The 18390-nt window shown below is 68.0% G+C and carries 13 protein-coding genes; 5 read left to right on the top strand and 8 right to left on the bottom strand.

Annotated elements, in window-relative coordinates:
• Window positions 1–253 precede the first annotated feature (253 nt).
• Window positions 254–3421, top strand: coding sequence for a Tn3 family transposase (locus ABD830_RS53000; RefSeq protein WP_345003245.1), 3168 nt, complete (start codon window positions 254–256; stop codon window positions 3419–3421).
• 60 nt (window positions 3422–3481) lie between these two features.
• Here the strand turns inward: ABD830_RS53000 and ABD830_RS52995 are convergent, their stop codons facing one another.
• Window positions 3482–5074, bottom strand: a complete 1593-nt coding sequence (locus tag ABD830_RS52995; RefSeq protein WP_345003244.1) for a carboxylesterase/lipase family protein — start codon at window positions 5072–5074, stop codon at window positions 3482–3484.
• 32 nt (window positions 5075–5106) lie between these two features.
• Window positions 5107–5340 carry a hypothetical protein gene (locus ABD830_RS52990; RefSeq protein WP_345003243.1) on the bottom strand — a complete coding sequence of 78 codons (234 nt, stop codon included), beginning with the start codon at window positions 5338–5340 and terminating at the stop codon, window positions 5107–5109.
• Between the two features lie 92 nt (window positions 5341–5432).
• Between ABD830_RS52990 and ABD830_RS52985 the strand changes: the two genes are divergently transcribed.
• Both ABD830_RS52985 and ABD830_RS52980 read left to right on the top strand, forming a co-directional pair.
• A complete protein-coding gene (locus tag ABD830_RS52985; RefSeq protein ID WP_345003242.1) occupies window positions 5433–6074 on the top strand; it encodes a TetR/AcrR family transcriptional regulator in 642 nt (213 codons plus the stop codon).
• A 248-nt stretch (window positions 6075–6322) separates the two neighbouring features.
• Window positions 6323–7258: a tyrosine-type recombinase/integrase gene (locus ABD830_RS52980; RefSeq protein WP_345003241.1), complete on the top strand. Its 936-nt coding sequence runs from the start codon at window positions 6323–6325 to the stop codon at window positions 7256–7258.
• Window positions 7259–7308: 50 nt separating this feature from the next.
• Here the strand turns inward: ABD830_RS52980 and ABD830_RS52975 are convergent, their stop codons facing one another.
• The 5 genes from ABD830_RS52975 to ABD830_RS52950 all read right to left on the bottom strand — a co-directional run bounded on the left by ABD830_RS52975 (window position 7309) and on the right by ABD830_RS52950 (window position 16076).
• Window positions 7309–8208 carry an RNA polymerase sigma-70 factor gene (locus tag ABD830_RS52975; RefSeq protein WP_345003240.1) on the bottom strand — a complete coding sequence of 300 codons (900 nt, stop codon included), beginning with the start codon at window positions 8206–8208 and terminating at the stop codon, window positions 7309–7311.
• 273 nt (window positions 8209–8481) lie between these two features.
• A complete protein-coding gene (locus ABD830_RS52970; protein ID WP_345003239.1) occupies window positions 8482–11637 on the bottom strand; it encodes a Tn3 family transposase in 3156 nt (1051 codons plus the stop codon).
• A 387-nt stretch (window positions 11638–12024) separates the two neighbouring features.
• On the bottom strand, window positions 12025–13329 hold the full coding sequence (locus ABD830_RS52965) for an IS256 family transposase (protein ID WP_345003238.1): 1305 nt from the start codon (window positions 13327–13329) through the stop codon (window positions 12025–12027).
• A 39-nt stretch (window positions 13330–13368) separates the two neighbouring features.
• Complete coding sequence (locus ABD830_RS52960; protein WP_425567281.1) at window positions 13369–14751, bottom strand: IS256 family transposase; 1383 nt, start codon at window positions 14749–14751, stop codon at window positions 13369–13371.
• Window positions 14752–15755: 1004 nt separating this feature from the next.
• Complete coding sequence (locus ABD830_RS52950) at window positions 15756–16076, bottom strand: hypothetical protein (protein WP_345003237.1); 321 nt, start codon at window positions 16074–16076, stop codon at window positions 15756–15758.
• A 235-nt stretch (window positions 16077–16311) separates the two neighbouring features.
• Between ABD830_RS52950 and ABD830_RS52945 the strand changes: the two genes are divergently transcribed.
• Window positions 16312–16965 carry a heavy metal-binding domain-containing protein gene (locus tag ABD830_RS52945; protein WP_345003236.1) on the top strand — a complete coding sequence of 218 codons (654 nt, stop codon included), beginning with the start codon at window positions 16312–16314 and terminating at the stop codon, window positions 16963–16965.
• Entirely contained in the window at window positions 16965–17342 is a 378-nt protein-coding gene (locus ABD830_RS52940) for a hypothetical protein (protein ID WP_345003235.1), read from the top strand. Before ABD830_RS52945 ends, ABD830_RS52940 begins: the two co-directional genes overlap by 1 nt.
• A gap of 384 nt (window positions 17343–17726) precedes the next feature.
• On the opposite strand, the gene ABD830_RS52935 is transcribed toward ABD830_RS52940, so the two are convergent.
• A complete protein-coding gene (locus tag ABD830_RS52935) occupies window positions 17727–18218 on the bottom strand; it encodes a recombinase family protein (protein WP_345003234.1) in 492 nt (163 codons plus the stop codon).
• Window positions 18219–18390: the final 172 nt, after the last annotated feature.

The following is an 18390-nucleotide window of genomic DNA, read 5'->3' as shown; positions in this document are numbered from 1 at the left end:
CCGAGAGCGCGATGCCGGGGTGTTCCGGCCTCGCGCGGCTGTCAGGTCACCGCCTCACGCCGGGTCCTGGCGCTCGCGGTCACCCATTAAGAACCGGATAGGCCCCCGGAATGTGACAACGGGGGTGAGGAACCGGCGGACAGCCGTTGGCGCTGAGAACGATCAAGACGCACTCACGGGTGAAACATCCTCACTTGTAACGCATCGATCACTATGAGTTGATCCCCGCCGATATGGTCCTACCGTGCGGGCTATGCCTGCGGAATTTCTGTCTGCCGAGCACAGGGCTGCCTACGTCTCGTTCATCGAGGTGCCGTCGCTGTCAGACCTGGAGAAGTTCTTCTTCCTGGACAGCTTCGACCGGAATGTGATCGCGCAGTCGAGAGCCGATTCTCACCGGCTGGGCGTCGCCGTCCAGATCGGGACCGTCCGGTACAAGGGGCTGTTTCTGGAGGATCCGCTCGCGGTGCCCTGGCCGGTGGTGGACTACCTGGCCGAGCAGCTGGGCATCGGTGACGCGTCGCAGGTCAAGAAGTACGCCGAGCGGCCCAAGACGACGTACGAGCACGCGTGGATGATCCGGGACGCCTACGGCTACCACACCTTCGATGACACCGATAGCTGGAGCGAGCGGCAGCTGACGCGCCAGTTCCGGACCTTCCTGCACGGCCGGGCGTGGACGCACGCCGAGGGGCCGGTGGCGTTGTTCGAGCAGTCGGTGGCGTGGCTGCGGCGGCATCGGGTGCTGCTGCCCGGGGTGACCGTGCTGGAACGGCTGGTGGGCAGCGTGCGGGAACGAGCCGACGTCCGCATGTACACCGTGGTGGCCAAGCAGGTGCGCCGTGCCGATCCGGATCTGCCGGCCGCGTTGTCGGGTCTGCTGGTGGTGCCGGAGGGATCGCGCGTCTCGGAGTTGGAGAAGCTGCGGCAGGCGCCCAAGCGCACGTCAGGGACGGAGATGGTGCGGGCGCTGCAGCGGGTGGACAATCTCGCCGGCTTCGGGCTGGGCCTGGTGGCGGTGTCGAAGGTGCCGGTTCGGCGGATGAAGACGCTGGCCAAGTACGGGGCGGGCAGTAAGGCGCCGGCCCTGGACCGGCTGGTCGAGCCGCGCCGGACGGCGACGCTGCTGGCGGTCACCCGGAGCCTGGAGGCCGAGGCGATCGACGACACCCTCGATCTGTTCGCGCTACTGATGACCACTCGGTTGATCAGCCCGGCCCGCCGTAAGTCCGCCGACGAGCGGCTGCGGATGCTGCCCCGGCTGGAGCGGGCCTCCAAGCTGGTGGCCAAGGCCAGCCGGGTGCTGGTCGACCGGCTCGACCTGGTCGGCCAGGAGGGCGTCGACCTCGATGTGGTGGCGATGTGGGCCGCGGTGGCCGAAATCGCCGGTGCCAGCAAGGAGCAGGTGCGCGCGGCGCTGGACATGGTGGAGGAGCTGGTCCCCGAGTCCGACGGCGCGGCGGAGGCGGCGATGCGGGCCGCGCTGGTGGAGAAGTACAACACCGTGCGTCCGTTTCTGCGGCTGCTTGGCGAGTCCAAGGCGCTGGCTGCGGCACCGGGCGGGCGGCGCGTGCTGGCCGCCGTGCGCCGGCTGCCGGAGCTGTCGCGACGGCAGGTCAGTAAAAGGCCGCTGCTGCCCAAGGAGATCGACGCCGCGCTGGTGACCGCGTCGTGGAAGCGGGCGGTGTATGCCAACCCGGACCTGCCGCAGGGCTCGGTGGATCGTGACGCGTACGTGGTGTGCGTGCTGGAGCATCTGCTGCGGGCCCTGACGATCCGGGATGTGTTCGCCTCGCCGTCGCTACGATGGGCCGACCCGCGCGCGCATCTGCTGGCCGGGGCGCAGTGGGAGGCGATCGCCGAGGACGTGCTGGCTTCCCTGTCGCTCACCGATCCCGTCCAGAAGCATCTGAACGACAAGGTCCTGGCCCTGGACGCGGCCTGGAAGCAGATGGCCGCCCGACTGGAGGAGGCGGGCGAGGACGCGCTGGTCTCGGTGGTGACCCCGGCCGGCGGCGGGCGGGCCCGGCTGTCGGTGGAGAAACTCGGCGCGCTCGGCGAGAGCGAGTCCCTGGCATGGCTTCGAGCCGCCTGCCAGGCCATGCTGCCCCGCATCGACCTGCCCGAGCTGCTGCTGGAGGTGCACGCCTGGACCGGGTTCCTGGACGCCTACGTGCACCTGGCCGACATCTCCACCCGCATGAACGACCTGCCCAGATCGCTGGTGGCGCTATTGATCAGTGAGGCGTGCAACGTCGGATTGACGCCCGTGATCAAGGCCGGGGATGAGGCGCTGACCCGTGGTCGGCTGTCCCACGTGGATCAGAACTATGTGCGCGCCGAGACGCACGCCGCGGCCAACGCGATCCTGATCGAGCACCAGGGCAAGGTGCCTATCGTCACGGCGTGGGGCGGCGGCCTGCTGGCCTCGGTGGACGGGCTGCGGTTCGTCGTCCCGGTCAAGACCATCAACGCCGGGCCCTCGCCCAAGTACTACGGCTACAAACGCGGTATCACCTGGCTCAACGCAGTCAATGATCAAGTGGCGGGGATCGGGCAGATGGTCGTACCGGGCACCCCACGCGATTCTCTCTACATCCTGGACTGCCTGATCAACCTGGACGCCGGGCCGAAACCCGAGGTGGTCACGACCGACCAGGCCAGCGACAGCGACATGGTGTTCGGGATCTTCTCCATGCTCGGCTACCGGTTCGCGCCCCGCTTCGCCGATCTGGGCGACCAGCGGTTCTGGCGCGCCGAGCTGCCCGACGGCACCACCAGCGCATACGGGGTGCTGGAGGCGATCGCCCGGAACAAGCTGAACCCCAAGAAGGTGATCACCCAGTGGCCAGACATGCTCCGCGTCGCCGGATCGCTGGTGACCAACCAGGTACGCGCCTACGACCTGCTGCGCATGTTCGCCCGCCAAGGTTCTCCGACACCGCTGGGGCAGGCGTTCGCCGAGTACGGCCGCATCGACAAGACGATGCACCTACTGAGCATGCTGGACCCGATGGATTCCAGCTACCGCCGGAGCCTGGGCAAGCAGTTGTCGGTCCAGGAGTCCCGACACCGCCTGGCCCGCAAGATCTGCCACGGCAACTCCGGCCGGATCCGACAGGCATATCGGGAAGGCCAGGAGGATCAACTCGCGGCGCTTGGACTTGTCGTCAATGCCGTCGTGTTGTGGAACTCACGGTATCTGTCGGCGATCGTGGACCAGTTGCGCGCCCAGGGTGTGCCGGTCAAGGACGAGGACGTGGCCCGGCTGTCCCCGCTGGGCCACGCCCACCTCAACTGCCTGGGCCGCTACGCGATCGCCTCCTCGGCCCCGGACAAGGGCCTGCGGCCGCTCGGCGCGGCGGCACTGCCCGAGGCCAGTGCCGCCAGCACCACTGTCGTGGACGATGACGGTGTCTGAACCGCTGACCGATGACCTTCTAAAGGACAGCCCAGTTCATGGGCTGGAGCTGCAGCTCTTTCACTTGCGCGTGTCCCAGAAGCGGCAGTGGTGTTCGGTGGAGCCGTCGCCATTGCTTCGGGCCGAGGAAAGGAAGCGGACATGGTTCGCGCTCTTGCTGGTCAGGGGCTTCCATCGGGGCAGGCTCGGGTCGTTGGGATCGCCGGTGGCGGCGAAGCGGGTCCAGTGGGCGATCATCTGGTCGGCCAGGCGGCGTTGGCTTGTCGAGAGGGGCTGGTCGGTGGCGGCGCCGGGGCCGTCGAAGAGGTAGGGCAGTTCCCCGCCGTGGTAAGCGCCCAGGGGGAAGGCGGCAGGGACGGGAAACCCGGCCGGTCTGGGAGCAGTGCGGTCGGCGAACTCGTATTGGTAGACGGGGGTCTTGCGGGCGAGCAGGCGGTTGCCCACCCGGGTGGGGCAGGTCCAGCCGCGGTCGGTGGCGATGGCAGCCCACGCCAGAGAGGGGGAGGCGTGTGTGCTGACGGGATATCTGGCCGCGACCCGCGGGGCGTCCTTGCCGAAGGCGGTGCGCAGGAACTGCTGATAGGTCTGCTGGCTCAGGGGCTGGCCGGGACCGTCGAAGTACATGGCCACGAAGTATCGAGCCTCGTGCGCGGTGGTGCCGACCATGAGCGGCACCGGGTGGATGCGCCCCTCGGCCACTGCCCGGCGCGGGTCGAGCGGCAGCGTGTCACTTCCGTACGAGGGCGCCCAGGTGGCGGGAATCTTCTGCTGCGCGGCGAGCAGGGCCGCCACCGGGGCCCGGCGCAGGCAGGCCATCGTCTGAGCTGCGTCGGTGCATCCGATCTGCCCGGCGGCGGCCGCGGCGATCTGTTCGCCGGACTGCCGTGAGGGCCACACGGTGTCGCCGCCGGCGGGGTCGATGCCCATCTGGCGCATCGAGCAGCTGCCGCTTTGGATGATCGCCTTGTCGAACAGCCCCGCCGCTGCGGGGGACGTCAGCTGGGCGCAGGTGCTGAACGCGCCCGCGGACTCGCCGAACAGGGTGATGTTGCGCGGGTCGCCGCCGAAGGCCGCCGCGTTGTGCCGTATCCAGCGCAGCGCGGCCTGCTGGTCGAGCAGGCCGAACGCGCCCGAGCCGGGCAGGGCGGGGTGGCCGAGGAAGCCGAAGATGCCCAGCCGGTAATTGACGGTCACGACGACCACGCCCGCTTCCGCCAGCCGCCGGGCGTCGTAGTCGCCGCCGGCGCCCTGGGTGAAACCCCCACCGTGCAGCCAGACCATCACCGGCAGCCGCCGCCCGGCGGGCACGGCCCCGGGGGCGGTGACGTTCAGGTACAGGCAGTCCTCGGTGGTGCTGGCCGGGTTGGAGTCGGCGGGATTGGCGTTCTGCGGGCAGCGCGGGGCCGTGCGGGTGCCGTCCTTGACGCCTTTCCACGCTTGGACGGGCTGCGGCGGCTGCCAGCGCAGCGTTCCGGTCGGTGGCGCGGCATAGGGGATGGCGTTGAACCGCTGCAGGTCCCGGCCGATGTGGGCGCCGGCGACGGTGCCGGACGAGGTGTGCGCGACAAGCCGGCGCGGGCTCGATGCCGTACCGGTGGTGCTCGCGCAGGCCGCGATGACGGACAGGCCGGCTACCGCCGTGACCAGTCGCATGCGCGCAGCCCTCCGCGTTATCGCTCGGAGTGTCATCGGCGCACCGCCCGATACGCCGCCAGGAGCAGGAACACGGCTCCGACGGTTCCCAGGACAAGATCGGCCCAGCCGGGAACGCCGACGGCACGCAGGATGCCGGCCACCCCGAAACTCGTGCCCCACTGCGCCTCGGTGATCGCCGAGCCGAACCCCTGCACGGCGAACAGGGCTCCGGCCAGCCACAGCGCCTTGTCGACTGTTCGGTTGCGTGTTTGCGAACGACTCATGTGGTCCCCCTTTGTTCTGATGCGTACGCATCAAATAAACCGGAAAAGTTGATATGATGCAACCGCATCGAAACGATGACGGAAGGAACGCCATGCCCAAGCAGGTCGACTACGAGACGCGACGCCGCGACATCGCCGAAGCGGTCTGCGACCTGATCGACCGGCACGGCCCCGAAGGCGCGACCCTCCGGGACGTGGCGCAACAGGCCGGCGTGTCCATGGGAGCGGTGCAGCGCTGCTTCGCCACCAAGGACGAGATGCTCGCCTTCGCCCTGCACCACATCACCGAACGCATCACCGCGCAGGGCCAGGATGAGATCGGCGCCTCCGCCGCCAAGGAGTCGGCGGTGACCCTGCTCACCGCCACCCTGCGTACGCTCGCCCTGATCGAGCCGCACCAGCGACGCGACGCCAGGATCCTGGTGGCATTCACCGCCCACGCCACGGCCATCCCATCCCTAGCGGAAATCCTGCGCGAAGCCCACGCCAAAACGCGAAACCTGCTGGCTTGGCTGATCCGTTATGGCCAGCGAACCGGCGAGTTCCGCGACGACCTCGACGCCGACCTGGAGGCCGAGACCCTCCTGCCACTCGTCGAAGGGCTTACCTCGCTCGCCCTGCTCGGGCACCGCCCCACCGTGCCCGCCCAGGACATGCTGACCCGCCGTATCGACGGCCTGCTCCTGCAGCCATCCCGGCCAAACCGACCGGCCTCATCGACCGCGAGCGCGTGAAGGCGCCTGGCGAGCGCGACGCCAGCGCTGCGCCCGTCACACCACGTACGCCCCGACCTTCAGCCGGTGGCTCTGTGTGAGCGGTGCCTTGCGATATGAATCAGCAGGATGGAAGTGTTGCGGGATAACTGTTGTTATCGGGCAAGATAGCGATGACGGGCGTGGCGCGAGCTGGGCGACCGCCGTTCGGCGGGGACGCTTCGTTTCCCGGTTATCTGGCAACCCGGCCGATGGTGGAGGTCGATACGGTGGATTCGGTCATCGCCGAGCAACTCGGCCGCGCCCACCCGCTCTCCCGCCATCTCGACGACTTCCTCACTGACCTGGCCAACGCCGGCGCCTCCGTGCACACCCGGCGCGCCTACCGCGGCGACCTGATCGCCTTCGCCGCCCACCACGGAGAGGAGATCGCCGCGCTGACCGCGACGCCGATCCGCGCCTACCTAGCCGAGCTCGCCGACCTGTCGCCGGCCAGCCGCAAGCGCAAGCGCGCCGCGATCGCCTCCTTCACCAAGTGGGCGGTCCGCCACGACCTGCTGCAGGCCAACCCGGTGGACCGGATCGACACCGTCAAGGTGCCCAAGACGCTGCCGCGCCCGGCCAGCGCGGCCGACCTTGTCAAGGCCTTCGCGGCGATCTGCTCGCGGTGGCCGCGCAAGGACGTGCCGCTGGACCGGTTGCGCGACCGGGTGCTGTTCGAGACCGCCTACGTCTGCGGCGCCCGCGCCTCCGAAGTGTGCGGTCTCTACGTCGAAGACCTGGACCTGCGGCTGGACGACGAGCATGTCCGGGTCCACGGCAAGGGCGGCAGCGTACGCACCGTCCTGCTGGACGACCGCGGCTACGTCGCCCTGCTCAAGCTCTACCTTGCCCGCGCCGGCTACACCGCCGGGCCGCTTTTCCGCGCGACCATCAACGGCCGCGGCGGACCGCTGTCCTACGACGCCGCCCACCACCGCTGGCAGACCTACTGCGCCGCCGCCAGGGTCGACATCGACATCCACCAGCTGCGCCACGCCCACGCCACCGAACTCATCAACGCCGGCGTCTCCATCGAGGCCGTCCGCCGCCGCCTCGGCCACGCCTCCACCGAGACCACCCAGCTGTACGCGTTGCTCGACGACAAGGTCGCCGACGCCGAGATCCGTGCCGCACGCCGACGCCGGGATTGGGCGACGAGCTAAGGAAGCTCCGCAACCAGGAGCAGCCGCACTCACTGCAATCAAGATCCTTCTCAGCGCCAACGGCTGTCCGCCGGTTCCTCGACCCCGGACAACCAGAGTTTGTCCGGATTGGCGATGATGCGAATCCCGCTGATCCGGCCGTCCGACGTCTCCGGCACCAGCACGCCGACCAGTTCCTCGCCAGCCCGGGCCAGCAGCCCCAGTGCGCCGTTCACCTCCGTAGCCGACAGCCTCACCCCCTGACCGGCGATGCTCAACGATCCCACCAGGTAGCGCGCCACCTGGGAGACGCCGGAGATGGGCCGCCGGGCAGCGCCGACCCTGCCGCCACCGTCCACCCACACGGTCACGTCCTCGGCCAGCACCTTCTCCAACCCTGGCAGGTCCCCCTGTTCCGCGGCTGCCAGGAAGCTCTCCACCAGGTCGCGGGGGCAAGCCTGGTCCACCCGGCGATCGGAACTGCCACGCGCCTCGGCCAGGCGCCGGCGAGCTCGGGTGTACAGCTGCCGGGAGTTCGCCTCGGACGAGTCGATGACCTCGGCCACCTCCCGATGGCTGTAGTCGAAGGCTTCACGCAGGACGAACACCGCGCGCTCCAACGGGTTGAGCCTTTCCAGCAGTACCAGGAAGGCCAGCGAGACGAGCTCCCGCTGCTCGGCGCTTTCCAGCGGGCCCAGAGCGCCGCCCGCGGTCAGCACCGGCTCCGGCAGCCAGAAACCGACATAGCTCTCCCGGCGCGCACGCGCGGACGCCAACCGGTTCACACACAGGTTGGTGGCGACCTTGGCCAGCCACGCCCACGGCGACTCGACAGCGCTCGCCTGATGCCAACGCAGGAAGGCGTCCTGGACGACGTCCTCGGCCTCCTCAGTCGAACCCAGCATCCGATAGGCCAACCCGAACAGCTTCGAGCGGTGCCGCTCGAACTCCTCAACCGCATCAACTGCCACGCCCACCAGCCTCCCAGGTCGCCTTGCGGGCCCGGTCGCCTGGATGGCATGAGCGGCGTCGCTCTCCCTGCTGGCAGCGATCGGGGACGCGGTGTGCGAGTCGTGCGGTTCGTTGAGCGGAGCCGCGCGGCGGTGTGGAACAGATGCTGGGATACAGGCCCGAGCGGGTCGTGGAGGCCACCCTCGGCGCACCCTCCTCCGCCGAGCACGCCAAGGCCTACGAGAAGTCTCAGACCCCAGCCCCGGTAGTCAGCGCCCACGGCGCGCTGATCGTCACAGCTCCGGGTCGTCGGCGGCGGTGGGGTCGCGCAGCTCCCGCAACCGGCCGGGCAGTTCCGGCCGGTTGAACGGGTACGTCCCGTGGAAATTGATGTGTTCCCACTGCAGCGGCGACAAGGCAGCCCTGATCTCCGGGCCGATCTTCATGCCACCGGCGGCGAGTTTCTTCACCGCGGCGTCGATGTACAGGCTGTTCCAGAAAATGATCGCGTTCAAACCGAGGCCGAGCGCGCCGAGTTGGTCCTCCATACCGCGTTCATAACCCCTGCGCAGCTGGCCGTGGTGGGCGAAGAACACCGCCCGCGCCAGGCCGTTGCGGCCCTCCCCGACGTTCAGCTGGGCGCCCATCATCCTGCGGTAGTCCTCCAGGTGGGCGACGTGCAGCAGGTGCATCGACTTGAAAATTCGGCCGTAGTGGGCGAACGCGTGGCCGAGGCCGGTGGTGCGGCCGTCGGCCGTCATCATCTTGATCAGGTCGTAGGCGCGGACCTTGTTGGTCACCAATGATCCGGCGACCTGGAGCATCTGCGGCCAGTGCTGTTTGATCAAAGCGATGTTGACCCGGCGCAGGTTCAGCTCGGTCAACCGTCCGTACCCGGCGGCCGCCGGGGTGGTGCGCTTGTCGGCCGCTCCGACGTCGGCGGGGTCGATCCACCACTGCTGAGCGTCGCTGATGTCGGCGATCCGGGGCGCGAACTGGTAGCCGCAGATCGCGAACAACCCGAACACGATGTCGGAATACGACGCCGTATCCGTCGTCAGGACCTCCGGCTGCTCCTTGGCGTCCAGCCGGTGCAAAGCGTCCAGGATGAACAGCGAGTCCCGCATCGTCCCCGGCACCAGCAACCCGCCCAGGCCCATCACCCGATCGGAGACGACCGCCAGCCACGTCGCGCCCTTGGACCGTTTGGACTGGCCGAAGTAGTGCGGGTTCGGCCGCCCGTACAGGGAGCGGACCGGGACCACGAACCGCAGCCCGTCGGCCGAGGCGACCAGCCCGCCGCCCCAGTCCTCGCGGGCGATGTCGATGCCGGCCTGCTTCTCGATAAGCTTCCCCGACGCCAAGCCCATGCCCTCGTGGTGGAAGTAGCCCTTCTCCGCGCTGATCAGCCGATGGATGCCCAGCACCGGGTCGCCGGGCTTGGCCACCGGCCCCAAGCCGAGGTTGCAGGAGCGCGCCACCATCAGCGCGGTCAGGCTGATGTCCAGATCCGCACGCCGCGACGTCGAACCGGAGATGTGGGTGAACGCGTCGAACATGCCGGTGTGGCCGTGGACCTCCAGCAGCAACTCCGGATAGTCGATGCGCGGCAGCATGTTCATCACCGCGTCATGCACCGCCTGGTAGGCCTCCGGTAGCGGGGCGGCCTCCAGCCGGGCCAGGTTCAGCCGGCCGTCCTTGATCGTGATGGCGGGGTTGGCGTCCAGGCTGTCGGCCAGCTCGCGATAGATCCCGCCCAGGTCGCCGGACAGTTTCCGGAGATGCTCGGCCGGGTCTGCGGGAAGGCCGAGTGCGGTCAGGATGCTCGGCGCGTGCACGCTCCATAGGGCGTCCGGGATCAGCTTGGCCCGCGGGTCGCCGGACTTGTCCGCGCCGACGGCGTACACATCCTTGCAGCGCAGAGCCGACCACAGCGCCTCCAGGACACAGAAGGTGTAGGCGTGCCGGTCGATCAGCCGGTCGCCGAGCTCGGGATTGTCATACACCAGCCGCCGCCACGACCCCGCCACCAGATCCTTATGCGCCTCGATGTGCTGCACCCCGGCATGCTTGCCGTACGCCAGCACGCGAGGCAGACCTCGCAATGCCGCGATCACGCCGGCACCGGCGTCGGTACCGCCCCAGGGGATCGTGTCAGCCAGCAGCTCGACGAACCCGCGCACCGAGGCGAACCGGTTCGTCAGCTCCGCCCGCCACGCCAGATCCTCATCCTCACCCGCCGGAGGCACCAACTCCTTGATCACCGCGAGCGCCGCCTCCAACTGCTCGATCGGCACCACCGACGCGATCCGTGCGATCATCTCCGACGCGGTCGTCTCCCGCACCACCGGCCCCGGCCCGGCGCTCTCCCCAACCACCTGGTCGTCGGGCTGCGGGGACTGTTCCTGCTGGGTCATCGGGGTGTCCAGCGCCGCTCGCAGCGCCGACTCGGCCTGCAGCGCGGCCTTGCGCAACTTGGGCAGAGACTTCAGCTTGGCGTTCTTCTCATCCCGGCTCGCCCTCGCCAGCAACTTCGTGGACATCAGTAGATCGAACAGCAGCAGGGCGTCATCGACGGACACACCCTCCAGATGCCGCATCGTCGCCAGCAACGTCGCGACCCGCCGGCTCCCCTTCAACTGCCCGATCTTCGGTGCCTTCGCCGACATCCCGTAGGCGGCCAGCTCCGTCAGCTTCACCGGAGCGACCCCACCCACGTCGACCGCGCCCGCACCGAACGCCCACACCGCCACCGACCGGTTCAACGCCTCCTTCATCCCCGCCCCGGACAACAGCGCCACCGCTGTGCGCATCCACTCCAACGGCGAGACCTTCTTGCCCGTCGGCACGACCAGGGTCTCCAGCAGTTCCCGCCGCATCTCCACCGGCGTCTGCTCCACCAGATGGTCGTTGACCGCAGCCAACTGTTCCGCCCGCACGTTCGTGACCAGCGCCGCCAGCGTCGTGATCCCCGGCAGCAACACCCGGTTCTCGATCAGCCACACCACCGCCCGGTCGAACAGCTCCCGCCGCGAATCCCGCGTCTGCGCCGCCCGCGACGCCACGAACACCCGCAGCTCCGCCTCCGCGTCCACGAACTCCCGCAACTCCAACAGCTTGCGGATCTCCCGCGCGTGCTCATGCTGGGTCGGCAGCCGCTCCGCGTAGTTCTTGATACACGAAGGGTCCGCCACCCCAAGCTGTTCGGCGACGTAGTCGACCGCCACATGCGGGACATCGCCAGGGTCGGCCAGGAACGTGCCGAGCATCCGCGCCGTCCCCCACTGCAGACCCCAGCCGAGCCGGTTGTGCGGGCCGCGCTTCTTCGCCACCTCCGCCAACGCGTCCGCGTCCAGGTAGAAGAACCGCTCCAGATCCTCCGGCGACGGATCCGTCAAGAACCGCCGGTAGCGGGCCCTCTGCTCCTCTGACAAGTACTGAAACGACATAAGCCGCGACGGTATGAGATCAATGACCGTCTACCAGACGGTACGCCCAAACCGAGATCAACCCGTCCGCGACGCCTCGGCCCGCAACCCCCTGACCTGCGGCGGAGGCTTACCGTTCAATTCCGGCCGGGTAGTCCCAAGACCCCGACATAGACGGCCTCAGCAGGACTCTCATGCTTCATGAAGCGGCGCACATCGAGCATTGACACGACATCTACGCATCCGCTGACATTCTCTTCCGCGCTCAACACTGCGGGTGGTGGAGAAGATGAGCTTGTCACTTCAAGTGTGTAAAGATCCTTTCTGGGTGATGGAGAACCCTCTTTACCTGATCCGTCCTGGGTAGGCGGGACTGTCTAGATAACGGTGTTTCTCGATCTTGATTAGTTATCGGGTGGTCGGGGTCAGCCGGCCGTCGAAGGTGATGGCGAAGGCGTTGAGGCCGGCTTTCCAGCGGGTGATCCAGCGTTTGCGCCCCTTGCCTGTCGGGTCCAGGCTCATGATCGCCATGTAGACGCACTTGAGCGCGGCCTGCTCGTTCGGGAAGTGGCCGCGGACCTTGACCCCCCGCCGGATCCGGGCGTTGACCGACTCGATGGCGTTGGTCGAGCAGATCACCCGGCGGATCTCGGTGTCGAAATTGAGGAAGGGCACGAACTCGGCCCAGGCGTCCTCCCACAACTTCACGATCGCCGGATACTTACCGCCCCAGAGCTCGGCGAACTCCAAGAAGCGCTCGAGCGCGGCGGCCTCGGTCGGGGCGGTGTAAACGGGCTTGAGCGCCTTGGCGACGGCGTCCCAGTGCTGGCGGGCGGCATAGCGGAACGACGCCCGCAGCAAGTGCACCACGCACGTCTGCACGACCGCCTGCGGCCAGACACTTTCGATGGCCTGCGGCAGTCCCTTCAGCCCGTCGCAGACCACCATCAGCGCATCACCGACGCCGCGGTTCTTGATCTCAGTCAGCACGTGCAGCCAGAACTTGGCGCCCTCGCCGCCGTCGCCGGCCCACAACCCGAGGATGTCGCGCTCGCCGTCGACGGTGACGGCCAGGGCGATGTAGATCGGCCGGTTGGCGACCTGGCCCTCGCGCAGCTTCACGTGGATGGCGTCGATGAAGATCACCGGGTAGACCGGGTCGAGCGGCCGGTTCTGCCACTCGGCCATGCCGTCCAGCACCTTGTCGGTGATGGTGGAGATGGTCTGCTTGGATACCTCGGCGCCATAGACCTCGGCCAAATGCGCGGAGATCTCCCCGGTGGTCAGGCCCTTGGCGGCCAGCGAGATGACCATCTCATCGACGCCGGACAGGCGCCGCTGCCGCTTGCGCACGATCTTCGGCTCGAAGCTGGCGTCGCGATCGCGCGGCACGCTGATCTCGACCGGGCCGACGTCGGTGAGCACGGTCTTGGACCGGCTGCCGTTGCGGGTGTTGCCGGTCTCGTTGCCGGAGCGTTCGTGCTTATCGTGGCCGAGATGGTCGGTGATCTCGCCCTCCAGGGCGGACTCCAGGACCAGCTTGGTCAGCCGGCCCAGTAGCCCGTTCTCACCGACCAGCTCCATGCCCTCGGCACGAGCTTGATCGACCAGCCGGGCAACCAGCTCCCGATCCGTCGAGTCTTCCGGCTTCTTGCGCGCCACCGCGGCGTCCTCCAGGTCGATCTCCGTCGATGCCTGGATCACAGTACTCATCAGGGGTGTCCTCCATGATCAGGAGTTACACCGTTGTTCTTACAGTCCCGGGTAGGCGAGATCGAGTTCGATGAGTGCTTCTCTCCAGCCGATGGTGCGTTGCCCCTCGATGAGGCGGGCGGTGCTGGGCGAGTTCTTGATCTTGCCGGTTTTCTCCTTGTGGGAGGCGCGTTCGCGGGCGCGTTTGTCCTCGATGTTGATGATGGCCAGCCACAGCAGCTTGACCACGGCGTCGTCGCCGGGGAAGTGCCCGCGGGCCTTGGTGACCTTGCGCAGTTGGTAGTTCAGGGACTCGATGCCGTTGGTGGTGTAGAGCAGCTTGCGCACCGCGGGGGAGAAGGCGAAAAACGGGGTGAACCGGTCCCAGGCGGCCTCGAACACGCGGGCCGCTTGCGGGTATTTCGTGCCCCAATCGGAGGCGGTGAAGTCGGCCAGGGCGTCGAAGGCGGCCTCGGCGCTTGGCGCGGTGTAGATCTTCTTCAGTTCGGCGGCCACCCCCGCGCGGTCGCGGCGGGCCACCGGCCGTAGCGCATTCCTGATCATGTGAACGACGCAGGTTTGCACGGTGGTGTACGGGAACGCCGCGTGGATGGCGTCTTCGAAGCCGGCCAGGCCGTCGGTGCAGGCGATGAGGATGTCGCGCACGCCGCGGTTGCGCAGATCGGTCATCACCGCGTTCCAGAATCGGGACGACTCGCCGGCGGTGGCATGGTCGAGCGGGGTCTTGGCCAGCCAGATGCCCAGGACGTGCTTTTCGCCGTCGGCGTCGATGCCGATGGCCAGGTAGGCGGGTTTGGCCTGCACGCTGTGGTTGTCGCGCACTTTGACCACGATGGCGTCCAGGAACACCACCGGGTAGATCGCCTCCAGTGGCCGTGCCTGCCAGGCGCGGACTTCTTCCAGCACGGCGTCGGTGATGTTGGAGATAGCCTCGTGCGACAGTTCGACCTCATAAATCTGGCGCAGGTGGTGCTGGATGTCGCGCACGCTCATGCCGTGCGCGTACAGGCTGATGATCATGTCGTCCAGGCCGCCGGAGATGCGGCCGGCGCGTTTGGGCACCAGCACCGGCTCGAAGGTGCCGGCCCGATCGCGTGGCACGGCCAGCCGGACCGGGCCGACCCCGGTCTGCACGGTTTTGCCGATCTTGCCGTTACGTGAGTTGCCCGTCCCGTGGCCGACCGGATCGTGCTTGCCATAGCCCAGATGGCTCGACAGCTCGGCCTCCAGCGCGCGTTCCAGCACCGCTTTGACCAGCTCGCCCAGCATCGAGCCCTCGCCGGTCAGGCGCAGCCCGCCCTTGCCGTCTTTCGATCGCTCCAGCAGCAGGTCCAGCACCTGATCGCCGAGCAACTCCCGCAGCGGCACCTGACCTTCAAGAAGGGGGGATTTTTCCCCGCCATGATGAGCAGCCCGTGCCAAGCCTCCCGCCTGCTCGTGGTCTGGTGTGAAAGTGGTACTCAGAGCCGATGATCCCCGCGTGTTCGTCATGATGGACGCTCCCCCCGAAGCGTTAAGATGATCTACCTTGGCTCATTTACCCATAGTGATCGTTTCCACACTTAGAGTGATACCCCCGAGAAGATCAGGCGCGGTAGTGGCGGGAGGCGGTGCCGGCGCTGACGTCGAGGATGGCGGAGATCTCGTGCCAGGTGGCGCCCGCGGAGCGGTCTGCGGCGACGGCTGCGGCCATGATGGTGCGGGCCTGGCTGAGCAGGGGCAGGGCTGCGGTGGTGTAGCCGGCGATGGGACCTTTGGTCCAACCGGTCTGCTGGATCGGGCTTGCCAGGTCTTCTTCCCGCAGGCTGAATGAGCTGGTTGGTGGTGTGGGCCAGGCGTTCGGCTTGCTGGCGGAGGTGTTGTCGCCGGTGGCGGACCGAGGCCTTGCCAGGCAGCCAGGAGGGTTTCCTGTAGAACGTCCTCCGCGTCGGACAACGACCCGAGCATCCGGTAGCAGTGCACCCTCAGCTCCCGCCGGTACGGCTCGATCAGATCCCGGAAAGCGTCATCGTCCCCGGCCCGCGCCCTGGCGATCAGGTCGGCTGCCACCATCCTTACATCACCCTCTTCCCACGCCTGCCACGCCCACATCTCATCCAGACGCCAGCCTGGACCCGAACTGGGCGGCCGGCGGCTTGCCAGTTCGCGGCACCCGGTCCGGAGCGCTCACCCACTAGCCTCAGCCGACGCGGCACAAGCACTCATGGTGGCTTGTCCGCGGCCAGCAGCGCGTAGCAAGATCAGGCGGCGGCCAGCTCCAGAGTGCGAAGTCGATCTCTTTGAGCACCGGGTTGAACGCGGCGGGGGATAACCGCTAGTTCGTCGGTGGCGTAAGCACCGAACCGGGTGATGTGGGATCTCTGGTAGGGCGACAGGTCGGCGGTGATGGTCCAGTCCAAGCCGTCCCCCCGAGGCGCTCGCCGAGCTCACGAGCCTGCTCGCGCGTGGCGGCGGCAATCGCTGAGCCGCGTTTCCTGGTCCTTCTCGGTGGCAACGGCGGAGGCGGACAGGAGCGTCGCACCAGCAAGGCTGCCCCAGAGAGCGGCCGAGCCGTGGGAGGCAAGAGCGGTGATCACCGCCGGGGAGACGGCGAGGCCGAAGCCCGTGGAGAGCTGGAAGCGGGCCAGGGCGCGTCCCAGGACATGCGCCGGGGCAAGCGCGGTGACTAGTGCGAGCCGGAACGACGCGGACCGGCCATGACGAGCCCGCCGTGACCTGCGGCCGCTGTCCACCTGCCCCGTCTTCACGGATGCCCACCATGAATGGTCGCTCACGTCCTGGTCGCGCTCTGAAAGGGCGGCCGGCCCGGTACCTTTCAAGGATTTTTGAGATCATCACCGACGCCGGCGCCAACTTCGGGACGACACCGGCCTGACCATGATCCAGTACGACTACGTAAGCGGCTGATCAATGATCGTTCCTCGTGGATCGGCCTCACCGCCACCGAGTCGATCACCTGGTCGGTGCGCCAGCAGCGCCACCTTGACCACCGCCCGGCATCAGCCGGCCCCCGGTGCCAGAAGCCGTAGCTCGCCACCACTCACCCAGTTAACCGAGGCGATGTACCATGCTCGCGACCTGGCCATGGCCCGGATGGAGGCCGAGGCCGATCAGCTGGGAGCTGACGGGATCGTCGCAGTGCGTCTTGCGGTGGAGTTTCGTGAATTCGGGGAGCACATCGCGGAATTTGTGGCGATCGGCACCGCGGTCAAGGCGGATGAGCCCGGCCAATGGCGCAACAACAAGGGGCAGCCCTTCACCTCCGACCTGTCGGGCCAGGACTTCTGGACGCTCATCCGCGCAGGCTACGCTCCGCTCGGCATGGTGATGGGGACCTGCGTCTGCCACATCGCTCACCGCCGGATCGGCGCCTTGTTGGGTACCACCGGGCGGAACGTGGAGATCCCAGAGTACACGCAGGCCCTCTACAACGCCCGCGAACTGGCGATGGCCCGCATGCAGGCCGAAGCGAAGGAGCTGAACGCGGAGGGGATCGTGGGTGCCACGCTCGATCACCATCACCACAACTGGGGCTCGCACACGACGGAGTTCTTCGCCATCGGCACCGCCATCCGGCCGCTCCGGCCCGATCACGTGATCGAGCGCCCCCAGCTCGTCCTCCCGCTGGACCGCTGATGGACCTGCACCTGGTCGCCGCCGCGCTCCGCCGCGACACGTCCGATCTCAACCTCTACGCCGGGGTGCTGCTGAACACGCTCCGCGAGGCACTGCCACCCGACTGCGTCACCGTGGAGCGAGGGCGTTGGGGCCTCCGCCGGGTCCGGGCGCTCGCCGTACGGCTCAATGAGCGGGTGCTGACCCTCACTGCGAGCGACCCCGGGCTGGTGGCCGTGATCAGACACGAGGTCCGCGGCGTCATGCTCTCCCGCCGCACGGTCGCGCTCGACACCTGGATCGAGGAACTGAGCAGGCAACTCATTCAGCGGGCCGAGTTGGACGCGGCCGCCGCGGCGGCGCTGAGGAGGCTCGTGGACCCGCAGGATTTCGGCTAGAGACTGTGGTGACCCCTGCTACGACCCGCGAGGACATCCTCAGAGCCGCCGACATCTACCTGGACGGAGGCCGAGCGCGCCAAAGGCCGACCTGGGGCCTGAACACCATCGCCTCCTTCCACACCCACGGCGCCCCACCCATCACCCCCCAGTGAGACCGGGGGCGACGGACTCGGTGGCGGTGCACCACATCGCCAGGCGACGACGTCAGCAGTGCGCCATGAACCCCGGCCCTGGGGGCAACGGTGCGCCGTCAACCCCCCCCGTCATGACTCCGATCGAACGAACCCGGGGTTGAGGAACCGGCGGACAGCCGTTATCGATGAGAATGATCTTGCTAGGGCGCCCCAGGCCGGAATTGGAATGCGGGTGAATAGTTGCTGGTCAGCGTCCCGCGAGTGCCGCGTAGGCGGTGGAGCGGCCGATTTTGAGGGTGCGGGCGGCCTCGGCGATCGCGATACCATCGTCGACCAGGCGGCGTAGTGTGACCAACTCGGCGGGGCCGATGACGCGCGGTCGCCCGGTCTTCTTCTTGCCGGGCAGCATGGCACCGGTGGCCTCGCGGCGCTTGGCGGCGGCTGTCCCCTCGGCCTGGCGCTCGGCGCGCAGCTCCAGCTCGTATTCCGCGGCTGCGGCCAGGACCGCAAACATGAACCGGCCCTCTTTGGTGGCCAGATCGAGTTCTCCGTCAGTGACACCACGGTGATGCCGCGGTCGCGCAGCTCGTTGACGGTAGTCAGCACGTGCCCCGCTGAGCGGCCCCACCGATCGGACTTCCAGAACTTCAGTGTGCCCCCCGGCCTGCGGCAGCGCCAGGAGCGCCTCCCACGCCGGTCGCGTGACACCAGTAGCCGCCGCTCCTCTGATCGACCTCAACAATCCAGTTCAGACAGTCCCAGCAGACTCACCCTCACGGCCTTGTAGCGATCACTAGCGGCTCGACACCGCACATGATCACTTAAGGCCGTCTTGCTGTCCGCGAGAGGATGAAGAACAAGCTGACCTGGGGTTTCGCCTCGCGTCAGGGGAGAGCTACTCTCGTCCATCC

The sequence above is a fragment of the Nonomuraea helvata genome, from assembly GCF_039535785.1.
Lineage (GTDB): Bacteria > Actinomycetota > Actinomycetes > Streptosporangiales > Streptosporangiaceae > Nonomuraea > Nonomuraea helvata.
The sequence above is the reverse complement of the archived record's forward strand: the minus strand, read 5'-3'. Positions and strand labels throughout refer to the sequence as shown.